The sequence below is a fragment of the Ramlibacter ginsenosidimutans genome (genome assembly GCF_016654015.1).
GTDB lineage: Bacteria > Pseudomonadota > Gammaproteobacteria > Burkholderiales > Burkholderiaceae_C > Ramlibacter > Ramlibacter ginsenosidimutans.
Genome location: NZ_JAEPWM010000014.1, coordinates 47,452 through 69,272, shown reverse-complemented (window position 1 = coordinate 69,272; position 21,821 = coordinate 47,452). Strand labels below are relative to the sequence as shown.

The following is a 21,821-nucleotide window of genomic DNA, read 5'->3' as shown; positions in this document are numbered from 1 at the left end:
CCCGGATTATCCCGGTGCCGCGACGCGCTCCTGCTGCGCGATGCGGCCGGCCTCGATCGTGATGCGCCGCTCGCAGCGTTCGGCGATGGCGCGGTCGTGCGTCACCAGCAGCAGCGTGGTCCCCTGCTCGCGGTTCAGGTCGAACATCAGGTTCATCACGCGTTCGCCCGTGGCGAAGTCCAGGCTGCCGGTCGGCTCGTCCGCGAGCAGCACGGCGGGGTGGACCACGAAGGCGCGCGCGAGCGCCACGCGCTGCTGCTCGCCGCCGGAAAGCACGCGGGGATAATGGCCCAGCCGCTCGGACAGGCCGACCCGCGCGAGCATCTCGCCGGCGGCCTTGCGGGCGTCGCTGCGCCCGGCCAGCTCCAGCGGCAGCATCACGTTCTCCAGCGCCGTGAGGTTGCCCATCAGCTGGAAGCTCTGGAACACGAAGCCCACCTGCCGCGCCCGCAGTTCCGCGCGGTCGTCCTCGCCGAAGGCGAAGAGGTCCTGGCCGGCCAGGCGCACGGTGCCGCGCGTGGGCGTGTCGAGGCCGGCGATGATGGACAGCAGCGTGCTCTTGCCCGAGCCGGAGGCGCCCACGATGGCGGCGGTTTCCCGCGGCGCCAGGGAGAAATCGATATCGCGGAGAATGTCCAGCGTTCCCGTGGAGTCGGTGACCGACTTGAAGACGTGTTCGACGGAGATGATGGATTCAGACATGCGTTGGGTTTCCTGGCGGCGGCGTGAGCTGCTGGCCTTCTTGCTGGCAGCCGTGTACGCGGCCGCAGCGCCGGCCGCGGCCCCGCCGGTCATCCTGGTGCTCGGGGATTCGCTCAGCGCGGAGTATGGCCTGAAGCGCGGCAGCGGCTGGGTCGCGCTGCTCGAAGACCGCCTGGCGCGCGAGCGCATTCCGGCCCGCGTGATCAATGCCAGCATCAGCGGCGACACGACCTCGGGCGGTCGCGCCCGCCTGCCCGCCCTGCTCTCGCAGCACAAGCCCACGCACGTGATCATCGAGCTGGGTGCCAACGACGCGTTGCGCGGCCTGCCGCTGGCCGGCACCGAAGACAACCTCGCGCAGATGACGCAGGCGGCCCAGAAGGCCGGCGCCCGCGTCCTGCTGGTGGGCATGCAGGTGCCGCCGAACTACGGCTCCGACTACACGAAGAAGTTCGCCGCCCTGTTCGCGCAGGTCGCGGCGCGCTTCCACGCGGGCCTCGTGCCCTTCCTGCTCGCCGGCGTGGCCGATGCGCCGGATGCGCGCACGCTGTTCCAGTCCGACGGCATCCATCCCCGGGCAGAGGCGCACCCGCGCATCCTGGACAACGTCTGGCCCGAGCTGAAGAAGCAGTTGCCCGACGCCGCCCGGCAGCGCCAGCCTGGGTCCGCGTCATGAGCGTGCGTCCTGTTCCGGCCACCGAGGCGATCGCGCGACTCGCCGAGTTCGACGCGATCATCGATGCGCGCAGCGAGAACGAGTACGCCGAGGACCACCTGCCCGACGCGGTGAACTGGCCGTCGCTGGACAACGCGCAGCGGCACGAGGTGGGCACGCTCTACAAGCAGGTCAGTCCCTTCGAGGCCCGCAAGCGCGGCGCCGCGCTGGTGTCGGCGAACATCGCCCGACACATCGAACAGCACGTGATCGACAAGCCCAAGGGCTGGAAGCCGCTCGTGTACTGCTGGCGCGGCGGCCAGCGCAGCGGCGCGCTGTCGCTGGTGCTGGGCCAGATCGGCTTCAACGTGACGCTGGTCGAAGGCGGCTACAAAGCCTTCCGCGCCGCCCTGCTGGCGGAGCTCCCGTCGCTCGCGCAGCGCCTGTCGTTCCGCGTCGTGTGCGGCCCGACCGGCTCGGGCAAGACGCGGCTGCTGCAGGCGCTGGAAGCCGCGGGCGCGCAGGTGCTGGACCTCGAAGCGCTGGCCAGCCATCGCAGCTCGGTGCTGGGCCTGATCCCGGGGCAGCCGCAACCGACGCAAAAGCGCTTCGATACCCTCGTGTGGGAGAAGCTGCGCGGCTTCGACGCGGCCCGTCCGGTGTACGTGGAAAGCGAAAGCCGCAAGGTGGGGAACGTCGCGGTGCCCGAATCGTTGATCGCGGCGATGCGCACCAGTGCCTGCCTGCGGCTGGACCTGCCCGACGACGAGCGCGTGCAACTGCTGCTGGAGGACTACGCCTTCTTCAGCCGCGACCGGGAGCTGTTCTGCCAGCGCCTAGCTGCCCTGGTGCAATTGCGCGGGCGCGAACAGGTGGAACGCTGGCAGGCGCAGGTGCGTGCGGGCGAGATCGAACCGGTCGTGCGCGAACTGCTGTTGAAGCACTACGACCCGGGCTATGCCAGTTCGACGGAGCGCAACTTCCGGCAGTTCGCGCAGGCGAGGAGCATCGCGCCGCACGACCGCTCGCCCGAGGCGATGGCAGCGCTGGCGCAGGAGCTGGCGGCCTCGTGAGAGCGTGGCTGCGCGAGGCCGCCCGCCTCACGCGTCCCAGCCCACGGCTTCGCGATACGCATGCCAGCTGGCATGCCCCAGCCACGGGCCGACGATCAGGATGCCCAGCGCCCACGGCCACAGCGCCAGCAGCGTGAGCCCGACCACCAGCGCGCCCCACAGCAGCATCGTCGCCGTGTTCTGCAGGACCACGCCGAAGCTGGTGATGGCGGCGGTCACCGCGTCGGTGTCGCGGTCCAGGATCATCGGGATCGACACCACCGTGCTGCAGAACACCAGCACGGCGAAGATGCTGCCCACCACCGTGTAGACGGCCAGGAACTCCCAGTTGCGCGGGTTGAACACGGCCTGCAGCACGCTCGCCGTCGAGGGCATGCCGGTGTTGAAGAACACCGCGAACACCACCAGCGAGGCGCGGCCCCACAGCAGTTCCAGCACCGTCAGCACGAGCACCAGCAGGCCCATGCTGCCCAGGTGGCGGTCCCAGCAGGTGAGCGAGTCGGGCAGGCTGGGCGGCTCGCCGCGTTCGCGCTTGCGGCTCACCTCGTACAGGCCCATCGCCAGGAAGGGGCCGACCAGCAGGCAACCCGACACGATCGTCATCGTGTACTCGGGACTGTGCTGGAACACGAGCGCCAGCGTGACGGCCATCATCCAGAAGGCGACGCCGTAGAACGCCGCGATCCAGGGGTGCGCGCGCAGGTCGCGCGCGCCCCGCGCCAGCCAGCGCAGCGGCGCGGCGAAAGCGAGATCACGCACCTGCGGCCGGGGCGGCGCGGCGACCGGCGCCCCGCCTTCGCTGTCGGGAACGGGATGCTCCATGCGGTGCTCCTCCGGGCCCAGCGTAGCTCCGGCGCGAGCCCGCGTCCTCGGGGTTCACCCGCGCTGCAACGCCTCCAGGGCCTGTGCCAGGTCGGCCTGCAGGTCCTCGGGATCCTCCAATCCGACGGAGAAGCGCACCAGCACGCCCTTGTGGGTCCAGGTGCCCAGGGTGCGGCTGCGCATGGAGGGAATGTCGTAGGGAACCACGAGCGACATGGGTCCGCCCCAGGAGTAGCCCAGCTTGAAGAGCTTCAGCGCGTCGCAGAAGGCGTCGACCTGCCGGGTCGCGAAGCGCTCGTCGAACACCACCGAGAACAGGCCGGCGGCCAGGCCATCCTCGCCGCACAGGGCCTGCCAGTGTTCGTGGCCAGGGGAGCCGGGCAAGGCCGGGTGCAGCACCTGCGAGATCTCCTCGCGTCCTTGCAGCCAGCGCGCGAGCTGGCGCGCGGCGGCGTCGTGCGCACGGTAGCGCACCGCCATGCTGGGCAGCGAACGCAGCACCGCCTCGGCATCGTTGCCGCCCACGCCGAAACCCGTGCGCATATGCGTGAGCTTCAGTGCCTGGTGCAGCTTCTCGTCGCGCGTCACGATGCTGCCCATGAGGACGTCGCCGCCGCCGCTGGGGTATTTCGTCAGCGCCTGCACCACGATGTCGGCGCCGCTGCCCGCCGCGAAGCGGGCGCCCCGGCCGAGATCGAAGCCGTTGAAGGCCAGGCCCGCGCCCCAGGTGTTGTCGAGGGCGCTGGTCACGCCGCGCTGGCGGCAGATGTGGGCCAGGTGCGCCAGCGGCGGGAACTCCATGGTCACCGAGCCCGGCGCTTCCAGCCACACCAGCTTCGTCTTGCCGCCGATGCGTGCCTCCAGGTCTTGCGGCTTCATCGGGTCGTAGAGCTGGTGCGTGATGCCCCAGCCCTGCAACTCGCCGTCGGCGAGCGCGCGGCTGGGGCCGTAGACGTTGTCCGGCAGCAGGACCTCGTCGCCCGACTTCAGCAGCGCCATGGCGACGTTGGCGATGGCCGCCAGCCCGCTGGGCACCAGCACGCACTGCGCGCCGCCTTCGAGCGCCGCGATGCGCTCCTCCAGCAGGAAGGTCGTGGGCGTGCCGTGCAGCCCGTAGGTGTAGCCGGTCTTGTGCTTCCAGTCGCGCGCCCGCATGGCGGCAACGTTGGCGAAGATGACCGTGGAAGCCTTGTAGACGCCCGGCTGGGGCGCCTGGAAGCCCGCGGGCGGCTGGTAGGGATGGTGGATGAGATCGGTGACCGGCTTGCTCATGCCGTCATCCTACCCGGGGCTGCGTCCGTAGACGCTGACGGAGAAACGACCAACATCCGGACGCAGAGGTTTCGCAGAGGACGCAAAAGGACTTCCATTTCAGGAAGGTCTTTTTTGCGACCTTTGGCTGTTCCCTTTTGCGACCTCTGCGTCCGGTAGTCCGCTCCCGCTTTCGCTCAGACCTTCCACTTCTCCAGCAGCTTCTCCGGGCGCATGTTGTCGTACGTCTCGAACGGCTGGTGGATCCAGGGATTCGTCGGCAGGAACTCCACCGAGTAGTCCGCCGAGAACTTCGACAAGCCCTTGGTCCAGAGAACGGCGGTGCGCAGTTCGGTCACCTTGGGGTACTTGCTGCGCAGCATCTCCACCACCTTGTGCAGCGTGTGGCCGGAGTCCGCGAGGTCGTCGACCAGCAGCACCTTGCCCGCGATCTCGCCGCGCGGCGTGGTGATGTAGTGCGCGATGTCCAGGTGCCCCTGCACCGTGCCCGCCTCGGCGCGGTACGAGCTCGTGGACATGATCGCCAGCGGCTTGTCGAAGATGCGCGACAGGATGTCGCCGGGACGCATGCCGCCGCGCGCCAGGCACAGGATGGTGTCGAACGCCCATCCCGACTGGTGGACCTTGATCGCGAGCTTCTCGCAGAGGTTGTGGTACTCGTCGTAGCTTACGTACAGGTGCTTGCCGTCTTCCGTCAACATGCTCTTGTTCCTCTGCTCAATCGGCCAGGTAGGGGTGCCGCATCATGATCGTGTGGTCGCGATCCGGGCTGGTCGAGATGATATCGACGGGCACGCCCGTGACCTGCTGGATGCGCTGCAGGTACAGGCGCGCATTCAGCGGCAGCTTGTCGTACTGGGTCACGCCCACGGTGGACTCGCTCCAGCCTTCCATGGTCTCGTACACCGGCTTGCAGCGCGCGATCTCGTCGGCGCCGAGCGGCAGGATGTCCGTGTACTCGCCATCGAGCTCGTAGCCGGTGCACAGCTGCAGTTCCTTCAGGCCATCGAGCACGTCCAGCTTGGTGATGCACAGGCCCGACAAGCCGTTGACCTGCGCGCTGCGCTTGAGCAGCGCCGCGTCGAACCAGCCGCAGCGACGCGAACGTCCCGTGGTCACGCCCTTCTCCGCGCCCACCGTGGACAGGTGATAGCCCACCGTGCCGGGCTTCTCCCAATCCAGCTCGGTCGGGAACGGCCCGCCGCCCACGCGCGTGCAGTAGGCCTTGGTGATGCCCAGGATGTAGTGCAGCATGCCCGGGCCGACGCCGGCGCCCGCCGAGGCATTGCCCGCCACGCAGTTGCTGGAGGTGACGTAGGGATAGGTGCCGTGGTCCACGTCCAGCAGCGTGCCCTGGGCGCCCTCGAACAGCAGGTTGTCGCCGTGCAGGTGCGCCTCGTTCAGCTCGCGCGAGACGTCGGCCATCATCGGACGCAGGATCTCGCCGTGGCGCAGCGCCTCGTCCAGGACTTGCTGGTAGTCGACGGGCTGGGCATGCAGGTACTGCGTGAGCATGAAGTTGTGCAGCTCCAGCAGTTCCTTCAGCTTCGCGGCGAAGCGTTCGGGGTGCTTGAGGTCCTGCACGCGCAGCGCGCGCCGTGCGATCTTGTCTTCGTAGGCCGGGCCGATGCCGCGGCCGGTGGTGCCGATCTTCTCGCTGCCGCCCTTCTCGCGGAACGCTTCGCGCGCGATGTCCAGCGCCGCGTGGAAGGGCAGGATCAGCGGGCAGGCATCGCTGATGCGCAGGCGCGAGCGCACCTCCACGCCGGCCTTCTCCAGGCCTTCCATCTCCTCGATCAGCTTGCCGGGGGACAGCACCACGCCGTTGCCGATGTAGCACTTCACGCCGGGCCGCATGATGCCGCTGGGAATGAGGTGCAGCGCCGTCTTCACGCCGTTGATCACCAGCGTGTGGCCGGCGTTGTGGCCGCCGTGGAAGCGCACCACGCCCTGCGCCATCTCGGTCAGCCAGTCGACCAGCTTGCCCTTGCCTTCGTCGCCCCACTGGGTGCCGACCACGACCACATTGCGGCCCTTCGTCTTCGTCATGACTTGCTCTTCGCGAAAAGAATGTTGGGAGGATCAGAGGGAGCGGACGGCCCAGCGGCCGGCCGCATCGCGCGCGAGTTCGCGGTCGCAGTGGAACTCTTCCACTTCGCTGTCGTGCCCGGGCAGCGCACACACCACGACTTCGCCGGCGTGGCGCAGCGCGGCGATGGCGGCGCGCAGTTCGGCGCCGCCGGCGCCCGTGTCCGGCCAGGGCGCGCGAATGGCCGCCTTCAGCGGCCGCTTGCCGGCCACGCCGACCAGCTCGCGCACGTCCAGGCTGAAGCCCACGGCCGGCCGGTTGCGGCCGAACACCGCCCCGACTTCGTCGTAGCGGCCGCCGCGCACGAGCGCATCGCTCGCGCCCGGCGTGTAGATGCCGAAGCGCACACCGCTGTAGTAGGCGTAGCCGCGCAGGTCGGCGAGGTCGAACGAGACGCGCGCGCCTTCCACGTGGCCGGCCAGCCATTGCAGGTGCTCCAGGCCCTGCCGGATGCCGGGCGTCGGCGGCAGCACCTTCGCGGCCTCGGCCAGCACCTTCGCGTCGCCGTAGAGGCCGATCAGGGCCAGCAGCGCCTCGCGCGTGGCCTGGGGCAAGTCGCGGGTCAGCGTGGCGAGCTCGGTGGCGTCCTTTGCCGCGAGCGCCGCATGCAGCGCAGCGAGGCGGTCGCTGCCCAGGGCCGTGCCGGAGAGCAGCGAACGGACGATGCGTGCGTCCGCCATGTCCAGCGTGAGCGGCTCCACCTTGGTCGCCCGCAGGCAGTCGAGCGCGAGTTGCAGGATTTCCAGGTCGGCCTCGAGGCCGGCATGGCCGTAGATCTCCGCGCCGAACTGCAAGGGCTCGCGCGTAGCGTGCGGGCGGTCCGGCCGCGTGTGCAGCACGGGCCCGCAGTAGCACAGGCGGGCGACGCCCTGGCGATTGAGGAGGTGCGCATCGATGCGCGCCACCTGCGGCGTGGTGTCGGCGCGCAGGCCCAGCATGCGGCCGGAGAGCTGGTCCACCAGCTTGAAGGTCTGCAGGTCCAGCGCCTCGCCGGTGCCGGTCAGGAGCGACTCGAGGTGCTCCAGCATCGGCGGCATCACCAGCTCGTAGCCATAAGCACGTGCGGTGTCGAGCAGCTCGCGGCGCAGTTCTTCGATGTGCCGGGCCTCGGAAGGCAACACATCGGCGATGTGATCCGGCAGGACCCAGGCGGACATGGAAAGCGGTGGGCTGTTAAAACCGTGATTCTACCGGGGTGCGCCGAATGGATGACCTGGCGGCGTCGGCGCTGGTGAGGAGCGTCCGGGAATGAGGGCTGGCGCGAGATCGGGCAGGTGAACGCAGAGGGCGCAGAGGTTACGCAGAGGACGCAGAGAATCTCAGATGCAAGGATATTCTTTGGACGCTACGCGCAGCATTCCTGCGGCAACGAGGTGCGCAGGTTGAGGTCCTCTTCCTGAAGGAATTCCTCTGCGTAACCTTTGCGTCCTCTGCGTTCTCTTGCCCGCGCCCACGCCGTGTTCAAGATCAGCGCAACGCGATGCTCAATTCAGCAGCCACAGCGTGAGCACGCCGATCAGGATGGCGGTGAGGCCGAAGAAGCGCAGCTGGCCGTCGCGCAGTTCCATCAGCTTGAGGAAGGTCTGGCGCCAGCCGCCGGGGGACAGGAAGGGGAAGAGCCCTTCCAGCACCAGGACGAGCGCCAGCGCCGTCCAGAAGGTGTTGCTGTCCAAGGCTCAGCGGCGTGTGCCGGTCGCGGGCGCAGTCGGCGTCGTGCCCCCCGAGCCGCCGTTGCGGAACGTGCGGAAGAAGTCGCTGCCCTGCGGATCGACCACCACCACGTCGCTCTTCTTGTTGAAGCTGGCCTTGTACGCCTCGAGGCTGCGATAGAACTGGGCGAACTGCGGGTCGCGCCCGAAGGCCTCGGCGTAGATGGCCGCGGCCTGCGCATCGCCCTCGCCCTTCACCTTCTGCGCGTCGCGGTAGGCGTTGGCCACGGTGACTTCGCGCTGGCGGTCGGCGTCGGCGCGGATCTTCTCGCCTTCCGCGGCGCCGGTGGAACGCAGCTCGTTGGCCACGCGCTTGCGCTCGGCCTCCATGCGGCGGTAGACGGACTCGGTGATCGCCTCGACGTAGTCGGCGCGCGTGATGCGCACGTCCACGATGTCGATGCCCCAGGGCTTGGCGCCCTTCACCGCGGCAGTCACCTCGCGCTTGACGTCGGACATCAGCTGCTCGCGCTTGTCGGACAGCAGTTCGCGCACGGTGAAGCGGTTGATCTCTTCCTGGAAGGAGTTGCGCACCACGCGATTGAGCTGGTTCGCGCCCGCCGCTTCGTCGAGGCCGACGTTGCGGATGTACGCGAGCGGGTCGGCGATGCGCCAGCGCACGTACCAGTCGATCACCACGCGCTGCTTTTCCGCGGTCAGCATGGGCTCGGTGTCGACGCTGTCCAGCGTCAGCAGGCGCTTGTCGATGTAGCTCACGTTCTGCAGCGGCGGCGGCAGCTTGAACTTCAGGCCGGGCTCGCTGATGACTTCCTTCACCTGTCCGAGCGCGTAGACCACGCCGAACTGGCGCTGGTCGACGACGAACAGCATGGAGCTGAGCAGCGCGAGCGCGACCAGCAGCAGGGTAACGATGAAACCGATGCGATTCATGACGGCCTCCGCCGAGCCGCCTCAAGGAGGCCGGGCGCCCCCTCGGGGGGCAGCGAGTGAACGAAGTTTCGAGCTTGGGGGCGCATTACCTGCCCTCCCTGTCGCGGCTGCGGCCGTTGTCGCGCGCACGCGCGTCGGATGCGCTCGTGGACGAGCTCGGCGTGGCGCCGGGCAGCGGCACCGACGCATCCGGCGCCGGCGCAGGCGCCGGTGCGGGCTGCTGCTGCTGCGCGGCTCCGGCGGACGAGACCTGCTGCAGGATCTTGTCGAGGGGCAGGAACAGCATGTTGCCGCCCGCGCGGGTCTCCACCATCACCTTGGTCACGTTGCTGTAGATCTGCTGCATGGTGTCGATGTACATGCGGTCGCGCGTCACCTGCGGCGCCCGCTGGTATTCGGCGAGCAGCGACTTGAAGCGCTGCGCGTCGCCCTGTGCCTGCGCGACGATGCGCGACTTGTAGCCGTCGGCCTCCTGCTGCAGGCGCGAGGCGGCGCCCACCGCGCGGGGGATCACGTCGTTGGCGTAGGCCTGCGCTTCGTTCTTGGCGCGCTCGCGTTCCTGGCCGGCGCGCAGCACGTCGTCGAACGCCGCCTGCACCTGCTCGGGCGGACGCGCGCCGCCTTGCTGCAGGTTGACTCCGACCACCTCGACGCCGATCTTGTAGCGGTCCAGGATCTGCTGCATCAGCGCGCGCACGCGCGGCGCGATCTGGTCGCGCTCTTCCGCAAGCGCCGAGTCCATGCGCATCTTGCCGACCACCTCGCGCACCGCCGTCTCTGCGGCCTGCACCACCGCTTCCTGCGGGTTCTTGCTTTCGAACAGCCAGGCGCGCGCGTCGTTCAGGCGGTACTGCACGGCGAACTTGATCTCGACGATGTTCTCGTCCTCGGTCAGCATGGCCGAGTCCTTCAGGCCGGTGGCGCGGATCACGCTGTCGCGGCCCACGTCCACGGCGCGGATCTGGGTGACGCTGACGATCTCGTGCCGCTCGATCGGGTACGGCAGCCGCCAGTTGAAGCCCGCGCCCACGGTGGCGCTGTAGCGGCCGAAGCGCGTGACGACGGCCTGCTGCCCTTCCTGCACGATGAAGATGCCGGTGCCCATCCAGATGACGACCACCACGATGGCGATCAGGCCGGCGCCGACGCCGGCGCTCTTCATGTCGGGCTGGAAGTTGCCGCCGTTGCCGCCGCCGTAGTTGCCGCCGCCGCGCCGGCCGAACAGGCCGCCGAGCTTGCGGTTGAAGTCACGCCAGAGCTCGTCGAGGTCCGGCGGCCCCTGGTTGGGACCCTTGCCCTCGGAGCGCTGGCCTTCGTTCTTGTCGTCGCCGCGCCCCCACCGGGGATCGTTCAGGTTGAACATCCCCCGCAGGCGGCCTTTCAGCCCGGGCAAGTGCAGGCTGCGGAACAAAAAGTTCATTCGTTGGTTTTCTTTCGGTGGTCGGCGGCCCCATTGTGCCCAATCGGCCTGACGTCAGGATGAGCCTGGCGCGCTGGCCTCGGCCGGCGGCGGCGGCGCGGCCGCGTGGACGATGCGCGCCAGTTCGCTGCGCAGCGCCCCCAGGCCCTCGCCCGTGCGGCTGCTCACGAACACGCGCGGCACCTGCACGCCCTCGACCTGGAAGGCGTCGACGGCGGTGCGCGGCTGCTGCTCGGGGGGCAGCGCATCGATCTTGTTGAACACCACCAGCTGCGGCACGTCAGCCGCGCCGATCTCGTGCAGCACGCGCTGCACTTCCTCGATCTGCTCGGGGTGGTGCGGGTTGGCGGCATCGACGACGTGCAGCAGCAGGTCCGCATCGGCAGCCTCCTGCAGCGTGGCCTGGAACGCGTCGATCAGGCCGTGCGGCAGGTCGCGGATGAAGCCGACGGTGTCGGACAGCGAGACCGAGCGGCCGCCGCCGCCGGCGTTCTCGTCCTGCAGGAACAGCTGGCGGGTCGTGGTGTCGAGGGTCGCGAACAGCTGGTTGGCCGCGTACGCCCGCGCCTTGACGAGCGCGTTGAACAGCGTCGACTTGCCGGCGTTGGTGTAGCCGACGATGGAGATGGCGAAGGTATCGCGCCGCTCGCGCTGCCGGCGCTGGGTGGCGCGCTGCTTCTTCACCTTCACCAGGCGCTCGCGCGTGCGCTTGATCGCGTCGTCGATCATGCGCCGGTCCAGTTCGATCTGCTTTTCGCCCGGGCCGCCGCGCACGCCGGCGCCGCCGGTCTGCCGCTCCAGGTGCGACCAGCGCCGGACCAGCCGCGTGCTCAGGTACTGCAGGCGCGCCAGTTCCACCTGCAGCTTGCCCTCGTGGCTGCGGGCGCGCTGGGCGAAGATCTCCAGGATCAGCAGGGTGCGGTCGTTGACCGGCAGGCCCATGTGACGCTCGAGGTTGCGCTGCTGCGCCGGGCTGAGCGACTGGTCGAACAGGATCTCGCTGGCACCCATGGCCTCGGCCAGCTGCTTGATCTCGTCGGCCTTGCCCTTGCCCACGAACAGCGCGGCATCGGGGGCCTTGCGCTTCGCGGTCACGCGCGCCACGGGCTCCATGCCCGCGGTCTGGGCGAGTTGGCCCAGCTCCTCGAGCTCGGAATCGAAATGGGGCAGGCCCAGGTCCACCCCCACCAGGATGGTGGCGGCGGCCGGGCGGTCGGTAGATGCGGTCAAGCCGTCAACCAGGAGGGGGCAACAGGAAAGCGCCCGCGGCTGCGGGCGGGTGGGGACAGCAGCGTCAGGTGGGGGCGCCCTCGCCCGTTTCCGCAGGCGAGAAGTTCACCGCGCGGCCGGGGACGATGGTGGAGATTGCGTGCTTGTAGACCATCTGCGTGACGGTGTTGCGCAGCAGGACGACGTACTGGTCGAAGGACTCGATCTGGCCCTGCAGCTTGATGCCGTTGACCAGGTAGATCGAGACCGGCACGTGCTCCCTGCGCAGCGTGTTGAGGAAGGGGTCTTGTAGTAGCTGCCCTTTATTGCTCACGATATTCTCCGTGTTCCGGCGTTGTTGGAAGTTGCACATTACCACAGCAAACCGCCGCGGCGGGCAACCTGTGACGGACCAGTTGACGCCGTTCGGGCGGAAAACAAGACCGGCAGGCGGCCGCCTGCCCCTGGTCGGTGCGGGCCGCGGGCCGGCGGCCCTCAGTCCTTGTCGGCGTACGGGTTTCGGGAGGTGCGCATCTCGATGCGCAGCGGCGTGCCCACGAGCTTGAATTCCTTGCGGAACCGGCCTTCCAGGAAGCGCTTGTAGGCGTCGGTGACGTGCTCCAGCGAGTTCCCGTGCACCACGATGACCGGCGGGTTCATGCCGCCCTGGTGGGCGTAGCGCAGCTTCGGGCGGAACATGCCGGCGCGCTTGGGCGCCTGGAACTGCACGGCCTCCTGCACCAGCCGGGTGAGCACCGGGGTGGACATCTTCACCGTCGCCGACTTGTACGCGTGGGTGATGGAGGCCCACACGGGCCCCAGGCCCTGGCGCTTCTGCGCCGAGATGAAATGCAGGTCGGCGAACTTCAGGAAGGCCAGGCGCTGCTCGATCTGCCGCCGCACCAGCTCGCGCTGGTAGTCGTCCACGGCATCCCACTTGTTGATCGCCAGCACCACGGCGCGGCCCGACTCGAGGATGTAGCCGGCGATGTGCGCGTCCTGGTCGGTGACGCCCTGGGTGGCGTCCAGCAGCAGCAGCACGACGTTGGCCGACTCGATGGCCTGCAGCGTCTTCACCACCGAGAACTTCTCGATCGCCTCGAACACCTTGCCCTTGCGGCGCAGGCCGGCGGTGTCGATCAGCTCGAACTTCTGGCCCTGGCGCTCGAACGGCACCGAGATCGCATCGCGCGTGGTGCCCGGCAGGTCGAAGGCGACCAGGCGTTCCTCGCCCAGCCACGCGTTGATCAGCGTGGACTTGCCGACGTTGGGGCGGCCGGCGACGGCGAGCTTGATGGTCCCGGCTTGCTGCTCTTCCCCGCCCTCCTCTTCCTCCGGGAGGTTCAGCGGCTCGAACGCGGCGTCCACCAGGCTGCGGATGCCCTCGCCGTGCGCGGCGGAGATGGCATGCATCTCGCCCAGGCCCAGTTCGTAGAACTCGGCGAGCTGCGGGCCTTCGTGCATGCCTTCGGCCTTGTTGGCCGCCAGCACGGTGGGCTTGCCCAGCTTGCGCAGGTACTTCGCGATGTCGTGGTCCTGCGCCGAAACGCCGGCGCGGGCATCGACCACGAACACCACCACGTCGGCTTCGGCGACGGCCTGCTTCGTCTGCTTGGCCATCTCCTTGTAGATGCCCGACTCCGCGGTCGGCTCGAAGCCGCCGGTGTCGATCACGATGAACTCGTACCGACCCTGCTTCGCGTTGCCGTAGTGGCGGTCGCGCGTGAGGCCGGCGAAGTCCGCCACGATGGCGTCGCGCGTCTTGGTGAGCCGGTTGAACAGCGTCGACTTGCCGACGTTGGGGCGGCCCACCAGGGCCATGACCGGCTTCATCCAGGCACCTTTTACTGCGGGACGAAGGCGAACACGCCCCCGTTGTGCGTGACCACCAGCAGGCTGTTGCCCGCCGCCGTCGGCGCGGCAGCGATCGCCGAGCCGTCGGTGGCAAGGCGCGTCAGCAGCGTGCCGTCCTCGCGCGAGAGCAGGTGCACGAAGCCGAATTCGTCGCCGACCACGACCGAGCGGCCGAGCGCGAGCGGCGTGCCCACCCCACGGTGCAGGAGCTTGTCGTTGACCCAGGCGCGCTGGCCGTTGTCGCGGCGCCAGGAGACGACGCGGCCGTCGCTCTCGGTGCCGAACACCGAGGCGGCATCGCCGGAGACGCCTTCGCCGCCGTTGGCCCTTTGCGTCCAGACGACCTGGCCGCGCGCGGTATCCACGCAGCCCACGGCGGCCTGGAAGGCCCGGGCGCACACCGAATCGCCGACGCGGCTCACGCGCCCGACGAGGTCCACGAGGCGCTCGATGTCGTTGATGCCGCGCGCGGTGGCGATCGGCGCCTCCCAGCGCACGCTGCCATTGAGGGGGTTCAGGCCGGCGAGGCGGCCGGCCTGGCCGACCACCAGCGTGTCGCCCACGGCCAGCATCACGCCGGCCTGGCGCAGCACCAGCGGCTCGCCCTGGCGCGTCTGCTGCCACAGGCGGCGGCCGGTGCCGCCGTCATAGGCGCTGACGGAACGGTCGCCGGCCAGCACGAACACGCGCGCGCCCGCCACCAGCGGCGGCGTGTACGACAGCGCGCCGAGCTTCTGCCGCCACGCCTCCTTGCCGCTCACGAAGGTGACGAGCTCGTTGTCGCGCGTGATCACGGCGGCGGTGCTGCCGTCGAAGCCGACGCCGGCGGCGATCGGCGCCTTGGCGCTGCCGCGCCATTCTTCGCGGCCGGTCGCCGCGTCGAAGCCGACGAGGCTGCCGTCGCCCGAGGCGACCACGGCCACGTTGCCGCTGACGGCGATCGCCAGCGGAAAGTCGACCTTGCCGACATGGGCCGACCAGGCCTGGCGCACGCCCAGCAGCTTGGGATCGGGTTGCAGTTCCGCCGGCTTGGGCTTCTCCGAGCCGCCCCAGCTGGCGGGCAGCAGCGAACAGGCGGACAGCGCCAGCAGGCTGCCGGCGGCAGCGACGCGCAACGTCAGGGCCAGGCCCGCCCTCATGACTTCGCGCCTTCCGGTGCCGCCTTCAGCGTGGACGTGTCCACGCCGAGCGCGGTCAGCTTGACGGCGACCAGGCCACGGTACTCCGCGTCGTTGCCCAGGCCCTGCCACGCCTTGATGTATTCGGCGCGCGCCTGGTCCTTCTTGCCCTGCAGGTTGTAGATGTCGCCGCGGCGGTCGGCCGCGAGCGCCTGGAACTGCGCGGGGATGCCGCTGGACAACTGCTTCAACGCGTCGTCGTAGCTCTTGGACTCGACCAGCAGGCCGGCCAGGCGCAGGCGCGCCAGCGCCTGGTACGCGTCGTCGGAACCGTGCTCCGCCACCCACTGTAGGGCGGCCTTCGCCGCGTCGGGCTTGCCTTTTTCCGCGAGCGCCTTGCCGGCGAGCAGGCCGGCCTGCGCCGCGTAGGCGGTGCGGCCGAACTTGTCCTGGATGTCGTGCACGGCCTGCTCCACGCGCGTGGTGTCGCCGGCGCCCGCGGCGCGCTCCACCTCGTCGTACAGCACCGAGGCTTGCGCCGCCTGCGAGCGTTGCCAATATTGCCAGCCGTTCCAGGCCGCGAAGGCGCCCAGCACGACGATCAGCAACCACGTGATGAGGTTGCCGTACTGCTTCCAGAAGTGCTTGAGGTCGTCAAGCTGCTCCTGTTCTTCGAGGTCGAGGTGTGCTGCCATATTGTTCAGATCGAGCGGGGGATTGTAGGGGACACCTCGCTCCGAGGCCGCCGCAGCCTCAGGCCAGCAAGGACGCGGCCCAGGACGCAGGATTGTCGATCGCTTGCGCGACCTGCGCTCCCGCCGGATCGCGCAGCGGCTTGACGGCCACCTTGCCCTGCGCGACTTCGTCGGGACCGAAGATCAGCGCGAAGCGCGCGCCGCTGGCGTCGGCCCGCTTGAACTGCGACTTCATGCTGCCCGGGCCGTCGGCGCCGCCGGCGGCTTGCACGACACGCACACCCGCGGCCCGCAAGGCCTCCAGCGTCGCCATCACGGGCGCGAGCGGCACGCCGGGCGGCACCACGGCGAAGGCGTCGCACGCCGTATCGGGCACCGGCACGGCCAGCTCCTGCAGCAGCAGCAACAGGCGTTCGATGCCCAGGCCGAAACCGACCGCAGGCGCGGGCTTGCCACCGAGCTGTTCGATCAGCCCGTCGTAGCGGCCGCCGCCGCAGACCGTGCCCTGGGAACCGAGCTGGTCCGTGACCCACTCGAACACGGTGAGGTTGTAGTAATCCATGCCGCGCACCAGGCGCGGGTTGACGCGGTAGGCGAGGCCGACGGCGTCGAGCGCGCCCTGCACCGCCTGGAAGTGCGCGCGCGAACCCTCGCCCAGGAAGTCGATCAGCCGCGGCGCGCCCTCGATCAGCGCATGCATCGCCGGATTCTTGCTGTCCAGGATGCGCAGCGGGTTGCTGTGCAGGCGCCGGCGTGCGTCCTCGTCCAGCACGTCGGCATGCTGCTCGAAGTAGCGGACCAGCGCATCGCGGTGCTGATGGCGCTCGGCAGGCTGTCCCAGGCTGTTGATCTCCAGGCGCACGTCGCGGCCCTCGACCAGTCCCAGCTCGCGCCAGAGCGCGCGCGCCATCAGGATCATCTCCGCGTCCACATCCGGCCCGGCGAAGCCCAGGGCCTCCACGTCGAGCTGGTGGAACTGCCGGTAGCGCCCCTTCTGCGGCCGCTCGTGGCGGAACATCGGGCCGATGGTCCACAGGCGCAGCGGGCCGTTGTACAGCGCGTTGTGCTCGTTCATCGCGCGCACGATGCCCGCCGTGGCCTCGGGTCGCAGCGTGAGCTTGTCGCCGTTCATGGAATCGGTGAAGGAGTACATCTCCTTCTCCACGATGTCGGTGACTTCGCCGAGACCGCGCACGAACAGCGCCGTCGGCTCGACGATCGGGGTCAGCAGGTACTGGTAGCCGTAGCGGCGCATCACGGTGCGCACGCTGGTCTCGAACCACTGCCACAGGGCCGAATCCGGCAGCTTCTCCTTGCGCGGCACGGACGCCGGCAGGATGTCGTTCATGCCTTTGACGGCACTGAGTTTCTCAGCCATGGTGATGACGGATGAATCGCTTCGCTTCAATGACAAATGACGAATCCGGTCACTCGTCATGCAGGGCAAGGCCCGCGTCGCTGGTCATCGTGCCGAAGCGCTTCTCGATGTAGGTCTCGACGATCCGGTGGAATTCGCGGGCGATATTGTCGCCGCGCAGGGTCATCGCCTTCTGCCCGTCGATGAAGACCGGCGCGGCAGGCGCCTCGCCCGTGCCGGGCAGGCTGATGCCGATGTCGGCGTGCTTGCTCTCGCCGGGGCCGTTGACGATGCAGCCCATCACGGCCACCTTCATCCTCTCGACGCCCGGGTACTTCGCGCGCCAGACCGGCATCTGCGCGCGCAGGTAGTCGTCGATCTGCTTGGCGAGTTCCTGGAAGGTGGTGCTCGTGGTGCGGCCGCAGCCGGGGCATGCGGTCACGCTGGGCACGAAGCTGCGCAGGCCCAGGGCCTGCAGGATTTCGGAGGCGATCACCACCTCCTGCGTGCGGGACTCGCCCGGCTGCGGCGTGAGCGACACGCGGATGGTGTCGCCGATGCCTTCCTGCAGCAGGATGCCCATGGCCACCGACGAAGCGACGGTGCCCTTGGTGCCCATGCCGGCCTCGGTGAGTCCCAGGTGCAGCGGGTAGTCGCAGCGGCGGGCCAGTTCCCGGTACACGGAGATGAGGTCCTGCACGCCGCTGACCTTGCACGACAGCAGCACCTGCTCGTGGCGCATGCCCAGTTCCTCGGCCAGCTTCGCAGACTCGATCGCGGAGGTGATCAGCGCCTCGTACATGACCTGCTTCGCGTCCCAGGGCTGCGCGCGGCGCGCGTTCTCGTCCATCAGCTGCGCGAGCAGTTCCTGGTCCAGGCTGCCCCAATTGACGCCGATGCGCACCGGCTTGTCCCACTTGAGCGCGGCCTCGATCATCTGCGCGAACTGGCGATCCTTCTTGTCGCCCTTGCCCACGTTGCCGGGGTTGATGCGGTACTTGGAGAGCGCTTCGGCGCAGGCCGGGAAGTCGGTGAGCAGGCGGTGGCCGTTGTAGTGGAAGTCGCCGATCAGGGGGACGGCGATGCCCATGCGATCGAGCTGCTCGCGGATGTAGGGCACCTGCGCCGCCGCCTCCGGCGTGTTGACCGTGATGCGCACCAGTTCGCTGCCGGCCAGCGCGAGTTCCTTCACCTGGATGGCCGTGCCGATCGCGTCCACCGTGTCGGTGTTGGTCATGGACTGCACGCGCACCGGCGCGTCGCCGCCCACCGTGACCACGTTCGCGCCCCAGGCCACGCGGGCCTGGGCGGAGCGGCGCGCCTTGGGCGCCGCGGGTTCGATGGGCAGGCAGCTTGCTTGGATCACTTCACTTCACTTCGAAACGGGCCACGTTGTCGCGCGCCACCGGGGCCAGGTTGTAGGGTTGCCCGCGCACCTGCACCTCGGTCGCCGCGACGCTGCCGATGGTGACCGACAGCGGCGGCGTGCCGGAGGCGCCGGCGCTCTCGCCCGCTTGCATCAGCTTGCGCAGGACGGTCGCGCCCGTGGCATCGGTCACCTGGACCCAGGAGGGACCGCTGGTGCGGAAGGTGACGATGCCGCGCGCGGCGACGGAACCGGAGGCGGCCTGCTGCGGCGACGCAGCGGCGGGCTCGCTCGCGGCCAGGCGAGCGGCGGCCACGGCGCTGCTGTCCGCGGATGCAGCGGGACGCGCCGCAGTAGCGATGGATGTCGCCGCGGGTGCGGCGGGTGCCACTCCCACCGGTGCAGCGGCAGAGAGCTGCGCGGCGGGTTCAGCCCCCGACGCAGGCTCCAGCGGCTGCGGCGCTTCGGCCACCGGGGTCTCGACGGCCGGTGGCGACGCCGGCTCGGGCCCGGCCGCCTGCCTGACAGCCTCGTAGCCGCGTTGCGCGAGCGGCAGGAAGACGATGACCAGCGCACCCAGCAGGAGCACCATCACCGTCAGCACGACGGGACGCGAGAGCTGGTCCAGCAGGCCCGGGGACGGACCGTCGCTCGGGGCGCGGAACGGCGCATTGATGCGCTCGCCTTCCGGCGCGAGCCGCGGCGATGCAGTCTGCGGCAGCCGCTGCAGCACCGGTTGCGGATCCACCTTCAGCGTCCGGCAGATGCTGGAAGCCAGGGCGCGCACGAAGACGGCGTCGCCCAGCTGGTCGTACTGGTCGTCCTCGAGCGCTTCCAGCTTGCGCACTGGCACCTTGAGGTTCGCGGCCAGCGTGGCCACGTGCAGGCCGGCCTGCTCGCGCGCCTGGCGCAGCAGCGTGCCCGCCGTGACTCCATCCACCGTAGCGGCCGCCTCACTCATCGAAGGCCTTCCGGTCCAGCGACGCGCGCTGCGGCGATTGCGGGAAGCGCTTGCGCAGCTGCTCCGCGAGCTGGCCCATCGCCTGGGTGTCGTTCAGGCGGTTCTCCACCTTGATGCCCAGCCACAGCGACTCGGCGTTCGCGAGCTCGCTGTTGTTAATGCGGCGGATGTAGAAGCGGGCGCGCTCGTACTGGCGCTGGTCGTACAGCACGCGCGAAAGGGTGTAGCCCGTGACCGGGTTGCCCGCATCCAGCTCGTAGGACTTGGCGAGGCTGCGCTGCGCCGCCGCCAGGTCGCCGGCGCGCGACTGGCAGATGCCCAGGGTGAGGTAGGTCTTGGGACGGCCGCCGTACAGCGGGTTCTGCAGGGCCTGGTTGAAGCTGCGCTCCGCGTCCTGGTAACGGCCTTGCTGGCACTGCAGCCAGCCGTAGTTCTGGAAGGTATCGGAGTTGCGCGGGTCCAGCGCCACCGCGTGGCGGAAGCTCTCCTCCGCCTGCGCCGGGTCGCCGAGCCGCATGTAGATCAGGCCGCGCAGGTTCCACGCGTCCGCGTAGCTCGGGTCGGTGACCAGCACCTGCCGCAGTTCGTCGAGCGCGATCTCGGTCTTGCCTTCCTCGAAGTAGCTGGAGGCCAGCTCGAGGCGGATGTGCGCCCGCTTGCGCACGTCGGACTCGACGTTCGGCGCGGTCACGTCGGTGCGCGCCCCGGACTGCGGCGCGCTGCTCGCGCAGCCCGCGAGCATGGTGGTGAGCAAGCCTGCCAGCGCAACGGCCGCCAATGCTCCCGCCGTGGAGCGGCATCGCGCCGCCATGGCTATCGTCATGATCCCCTAAGCCTCCTTCGTCGTGTCGGCGGGGACCTGTTTGAGCATCACCGTGCGCTGCTGCGCGATGCGCTGGTCGACCCGCGTGCGGTCCTTGACGTCGCCGGCCAGCTGGCCGCAGGCGGCGTCGATGTCGTCGCCGCGGGTCTTCCGCACCGTCGTCACGATACCAGCATCACTGAGGATTTTCGCGAAAGCCTGCACGCGCTGTTGCGGGGAACGCACCAGCCCGGAGGCGGGGAAAGGATTGAAGGGAATGAGATTGAGCTTGCAGGAGACGCCGCGCCCGCCGTGCGCCTGCACCAGGCGCGCCAGTTCCCGCGCGTGCTCGGGCGAGTCGTTCACGCCATCGAGCATGCAGTACTCGAAGGTGATGAAGTCGCGCGGCGCATGTTCCAGGTAGCGGTTGCACGCGTCCAGCAGTTCCGCGATCGGATACTTTCTATTGAGCGGCACCAGCTTGTCGCGCAGCGGATCGTTCGGCGCATGCAAGGACACGGCCAGGGCCACCGGGCAGTCCTGCGCCAGCCGGTCGATCATCGGCACCACGCCGGAGGTCGAGACCGTCACGCGGCGTCGCGACAGGCCGTAGCCGTGGTCGTCGAGCATGATGCGCAGCGCCGGCACGAGCGCCGCATAGTTCTGCAGCGGCTCGCCCATGCCCATCATCACCACGTTGGAGATGACGCGCTCGCCCTTCGTTTGCAGGTGCGCACGCAGGAAATGCTCGGCGAACCAGAGCTGGGCGACGATCTCGCCGGTGGAGAGGTTGCGCGAGAAGCCCTGGTGGCCGGTGGAGCAGAAACGGCAGCCGACGGCGCAGCCCGCCTGCGAGGACACGCAGAGCGTGCCGCGGTCGAGGACTGACGGCCCCCAGCCGCCTCCGGCGGCAGCCCCCCGAGGGGGCGGTACGGCGCCTTGGGGCGGCCCGGCGTCGCCGTACTCGGGAATGAACACCGCTTCGACGGCGTCGCCGCCACCGACGTCGAACAGCCACTTGATGGTGCCGTCGGAGGACTCGTGCTGCGAGAGCACGGACAGGCCCTCGATGCGGGCGCTGCCCTCCAGCTTGTCCCGCAGCGACTTGGCCAGGTCCGTCATCTGGCCGAAATCGCGGGCGCCCTTCTGGTGGATCCAGCGGAACAACTGGGTGGCGCGGAAGCGCTTCTCACCCAGCGAGGCGCAGAAGGCGGCCAGACCCTCGAGGTCGTAATCGAGCAGGTTGGCCGTCATCGCATGGGTCTTCTTCAGCGCGAGTAGATGTTCATCGCCGGGAAGAAGAAGGCCACTTCGTTCTTCGCCGTTTCGGCCGCGTCGGAGCCATGCACCGCGTTGGCGTCGATGCTGTCCGCGAAGTCGGCGCGGATCGTTCCGGGGGCGGCCTTCTTCGGGTCCGTGGCGCCCATCAGGTCGCGGTTCTTCAGGATCGCGCCCTCGCCTTCCAGCACCTGGATCATCACCGGGCCGGACACCATGAAGTCCACCAGGTCCTTGAAGAAGGGACGCTCCTTGTGCACGGCATAGAACTGCTCCGCTTCGCGGCGCGACAGGTGCGCCATGCGCGCGGCGATGACCTTCAGGCCGGCGGCTTCGAAGCGGGCGTAGATCTGGCCGATCACGTTCTTGGCGACGGCGTCGGGCTTGATGATGGAGAGGGTGCGTTCGATGGCCATGTGGGGTCCTGGACTTGTGTTTTAGGGTTTCGCCGGAAGCAGAAAGTTCGGCAAAGCCCGCAATTCTAGCTTGCGGGCATGACAAATGACTCGGCTGGGGCCGGGAGTACGAAGGAGCGAAGGGGCAAAGGC

The 21,821-nt window shown here is 69.2% G+C and carries 22 protein-coding genes; 2 read left to right on the top strand and 20 right to left on the bottom strand.

Annotation, left to right across the window (positions count from 1 at the left end):
• Window positions 1-6: 6 nt before the first annotated feature.
• Entirely contained in the window at window positions 7-702 is a 696-nt protein-coding gene (locus JJB11_RS23740) for an ABC transporter ATP-binding protein (RefSeq protein ID WP_201177467.1), read from the bottom strand.
• Here JJB11_RS23740 and JJB11_RS23735 point away from each other — a divergent pair.
• Both JJB11_RS23735 and mnmH read left to right on the top strand, forming a co-directional pair.
• Complete coding sequence (locus JJB11_RS23735) at window positions 701-1,378, top strand: arylesterase (protein ID WP_242529092.1); 678 nt, start codon at window positions 701-703, stop codon at window positions 1,376-1,378. The genes JJB11_RS23740 and JJB11_RS23735 overlap by 2 nt on opposite strands.
• Complete coding sequence (gene mnmH, locus JJB11_RS23730) at window positions 1,375-2,430, top strand: tRNA 2-selenouridine(34) synthase MnmH (protein WP_201177465.1); 1,056 nt, start codon at window positions 1,375-1,377, stop codon at window positions 2,428-2,430. The genes JJB11_RS23735 and mnmH overlap by 4 nt, the downstream gene beginning before the upstream one ends.
• A gap of 27 nt (window positions 2,431-2,457) precedes the next feature.
• Here mnmH and JJB11_RS23725 read toward each other — a convergent pair whose 3' ends face one another.
• From JJB11_RS23725 to ndk, 19 genes are all read right to left on the bottom strand, one after another.
• Window positions 2,458-3,252: a DUF2189 domain-containing protein gene (locus tag JJB11_RS23725; RefSeq protein WP_201177464.1), complete on the bottom strand. Its 795-nt coding sequence runs from the start codon at window positions 3,250-3,252 to the stop codon at window positions 2,458-2,460.
• A gap of 54 nt (window positions 3,253-3,306) precedes the next feature.
• On the bottom strand, window positions 3,307-4,524 hold the full coding sequence (locus JJB11_RS23720; protein ID WP_201177463.1) for a PLP-dependent transferase: 1,218 nt from the start codon (window positions 4,522-4,524) through the stop codon (window positions 3,307-3,309).
• Between the two features lie 176 nt (window positions 4,525-4,700).
• Window positions 4,701-5,225 carry a phosphoribosyltransferase gene (locus JJB11_RS23715; RefSeq protein WP_201177462.1) on the bottom strand — a complete coding sequence of 175 codons (525 nt, stop codon included), beginning with the start codon at window positions 5,223-5,225 and terminating at the stop codon, window positions 4,701-4,703.
• A 16-nt stretch (window positions 5,226-5,241) separates the two neighbouring features.
• Entirely contained in the window at window positions 5,242-6,573 is a 1,332-nt protein-coding gene (locus JJB11_RS23710) for an adenylosuccinate synthase (RefSeq protein WP_201177461.1), read from the bottom strand.
• Between the two features lie 33 nt (window positions 6,574-6,606).
• Window positions 6,607-7,770, bottom strand: coding sequence for an ATP phosphoribosyltransferase regulatory subunit (locus JJB11_RS23705; protein WP_201177460.1), 1,164 nt, complete (start codon window positions 7,768-7,770; stop codon window positions 6,607-6,609).
• A gap of 327 nt (window positions 7,771-8,097) precedes the next feature.
• Window positions 8,098-8,286 carry a DUF2065 domain-containing protein gene (locus JJB11_RS23700; RefSeq protein ID WP_201177457.1) on the bottom strand — a complete coding sequence of 63 codons (189 nt, stop codon included), beginning with the start codon at window positions 8,284-8,286 and terminating at the stop codon, window positions 8,098-8,100.
• A 3-nt stretch (window positions 8,287-8,289) separates the two neighbouring features.
• Window positions 8,290-9,213 carry a protease modulator HflC gene (gene hflC, locus JJB11_RS23695; RefSeq protein WP_201177455.1) on the bottom strand — a complete coding sequence of 308 codons (924 nt, stop codon included), beginning with the start codon at window positions 9,211-9,213 and terminating at the stop codon, window positions 8,290-8,292.
• 85 nt (window positions 9,214-9,298) lie between these two features.
• Window positions 9,299-10,633, bottom strand: coding sequence for an FtsH protease activity modulator HflK (hflK, locus tag JJB11_RS23690; RefSeq protein WP_201177447.1), 1,335 nt, complete (start codon window positions 10,631-10,633; stop codon window positions 9,299-9,301).
• 54 nt (window positions 10,634-10,687) lie between these two features.
• The gene (gene hflX, locus JJB11_RS23685; RefSeq protein ID WP_207190127.1) at window positions 10,688-11,863 is read right to left on the bottom strand and encodes a GTPase HflX; all 1,176 of its coding nucleotides are present in this window, start codon (window positions 11,861-11,863) and stop codon (window positions 10,688-10,690) included.
• A 64-nt stretch (window positions 11,864-11,927) separates the two neighbouring features.
• Window positions 11,928-12,176, bottom strand: a complete 249-nt coding sequence (hfq, locus tag JJB11_RS23680; protein WP_417715653.1) for an RNA chaperone Hfq — start codon at window positions 12,174-12,176, stop codon at window positions 11,928-11,930.
• Between the two features lie 161 nt (window positions 12,177-12,337).
• Window positions 12,338-13,675 carry a ribosome biogenesis GTPase Der gene (gene der, locus JJB11_RS23675; RefSeq protein WP_201177432.1) on the bottom strand — a complete coding sequence of 446 codons (1,338 nt, stop codon included), beginning with the start codon at window positions 13,673-13,675 and terminating at the stop codon, window positions 12,338-12,340.
• Window positions 13,676-13,686: 11 nt separating this feature from the next.
• Window positions 13,687-14,835, bottom strand: coding sequence for an outer membrane protein assembly factor BamB (gene bamB, locus JJB11_RS23670; protein WP_201177430.1), 1,149 nt, complete (start codon window positions 14,833-14,835; stop codon window positions 13,687-13,689).
• Complete coding sequence (locus JJB11_RS23665; RefSeq protein WP_201177428.1) at window positions 14,832-15,509, bottom strand: YfgM family protein; 678 nt, start codon at window positions 15,507-15,509, stop codon at window positions 14,832-14,834. Before JJB11_RS23665 ends, bamB begins: the two co-directional genes overlap by 4 nt.
• A 58-nt stretch (window positions 15,510-15,567) precedes the next feature.
• Window positions 15,568-16,887, bottom strand: coding sequence for a histidine--tRNA ligase (hisS, locus tag JJB11_RS23660; protein ID WP_201177426.1), 1,320 nt, complete (start codon window positions 16,885-16,887; stop codon window positions 15,568-15,570).
• Between the two features lie 49 nt (window positions 16,888-16,936).
• Window positions 16,937-18,232: a flavodoxin-dependent (E)-4-hydroxy-3-methylbut-2-enyl-diphosphate synthase gene (ispG, locus tag JJB11_RS23655; RefSeq protein ID WP_201177424.1), complete on the bottom strand. Its 1,296-nt coding sequence runs from the start codon at window positions 18,230-18,232 to the stop codon at window positions 16,937-16,939.
• A 1-nt stretch (window position 18,233) separates the two neighbouring features.
• Window positions 18,234-19,193 carry a helix-turn-helix domain-containing protein gene (locus tag JJB11_RS23650; RefSeq protein ID WP_201177422.1) on the bottom strand — a complete coding sequence of 320 codons (960 nt, stop codon included), beginning with the start codon at window positions 19,191-19,193 and terminating at the stop codon, window positions 18,234-18,236.
• Window positions 19,186-20,016: a type IV pilus biogenesis/stability protein PilW gene (gene pilW, locus JJB11_RS23645; protein ID WP_201965070.1), complete on the bottom strand. Its 831-nt coding sequence runs from the start codon at window positions 20,014-20,016 to the stop codon at window positions 19,186-19,188. Before pilW ends, JJB11_RS23650 begins: the two co-directional genes overlap by 8 nt.
• A 6-nt stretch (window positions 20,017-20,022) precedes the next feature.
• A complete protein-coding gene (gene rlmN, locus JJB11_RS23640; RefSeq protein WP_201177420.1) occupies window positions 20,023-21,249 on the bottom strand; it encodes a dual-specificity RNA methyltransferase RlmN in 1,227 nt (408 codons plus the stop codon).
• Window positions 21,250-21,263: 14 nt separating this feature from the next.
• Entirely contained in the window at window positions 21,264-21,689 is a 426-nt protein-coding gene (gene ndk / locus JJB11_RS23635) for a nucleoside-diphosphate kinase (protein WP_201177413.1), read from the bottom strand.
• Between the last annotated feature and the right edge of the window lie 132 nt (window positions 21,690-21,821).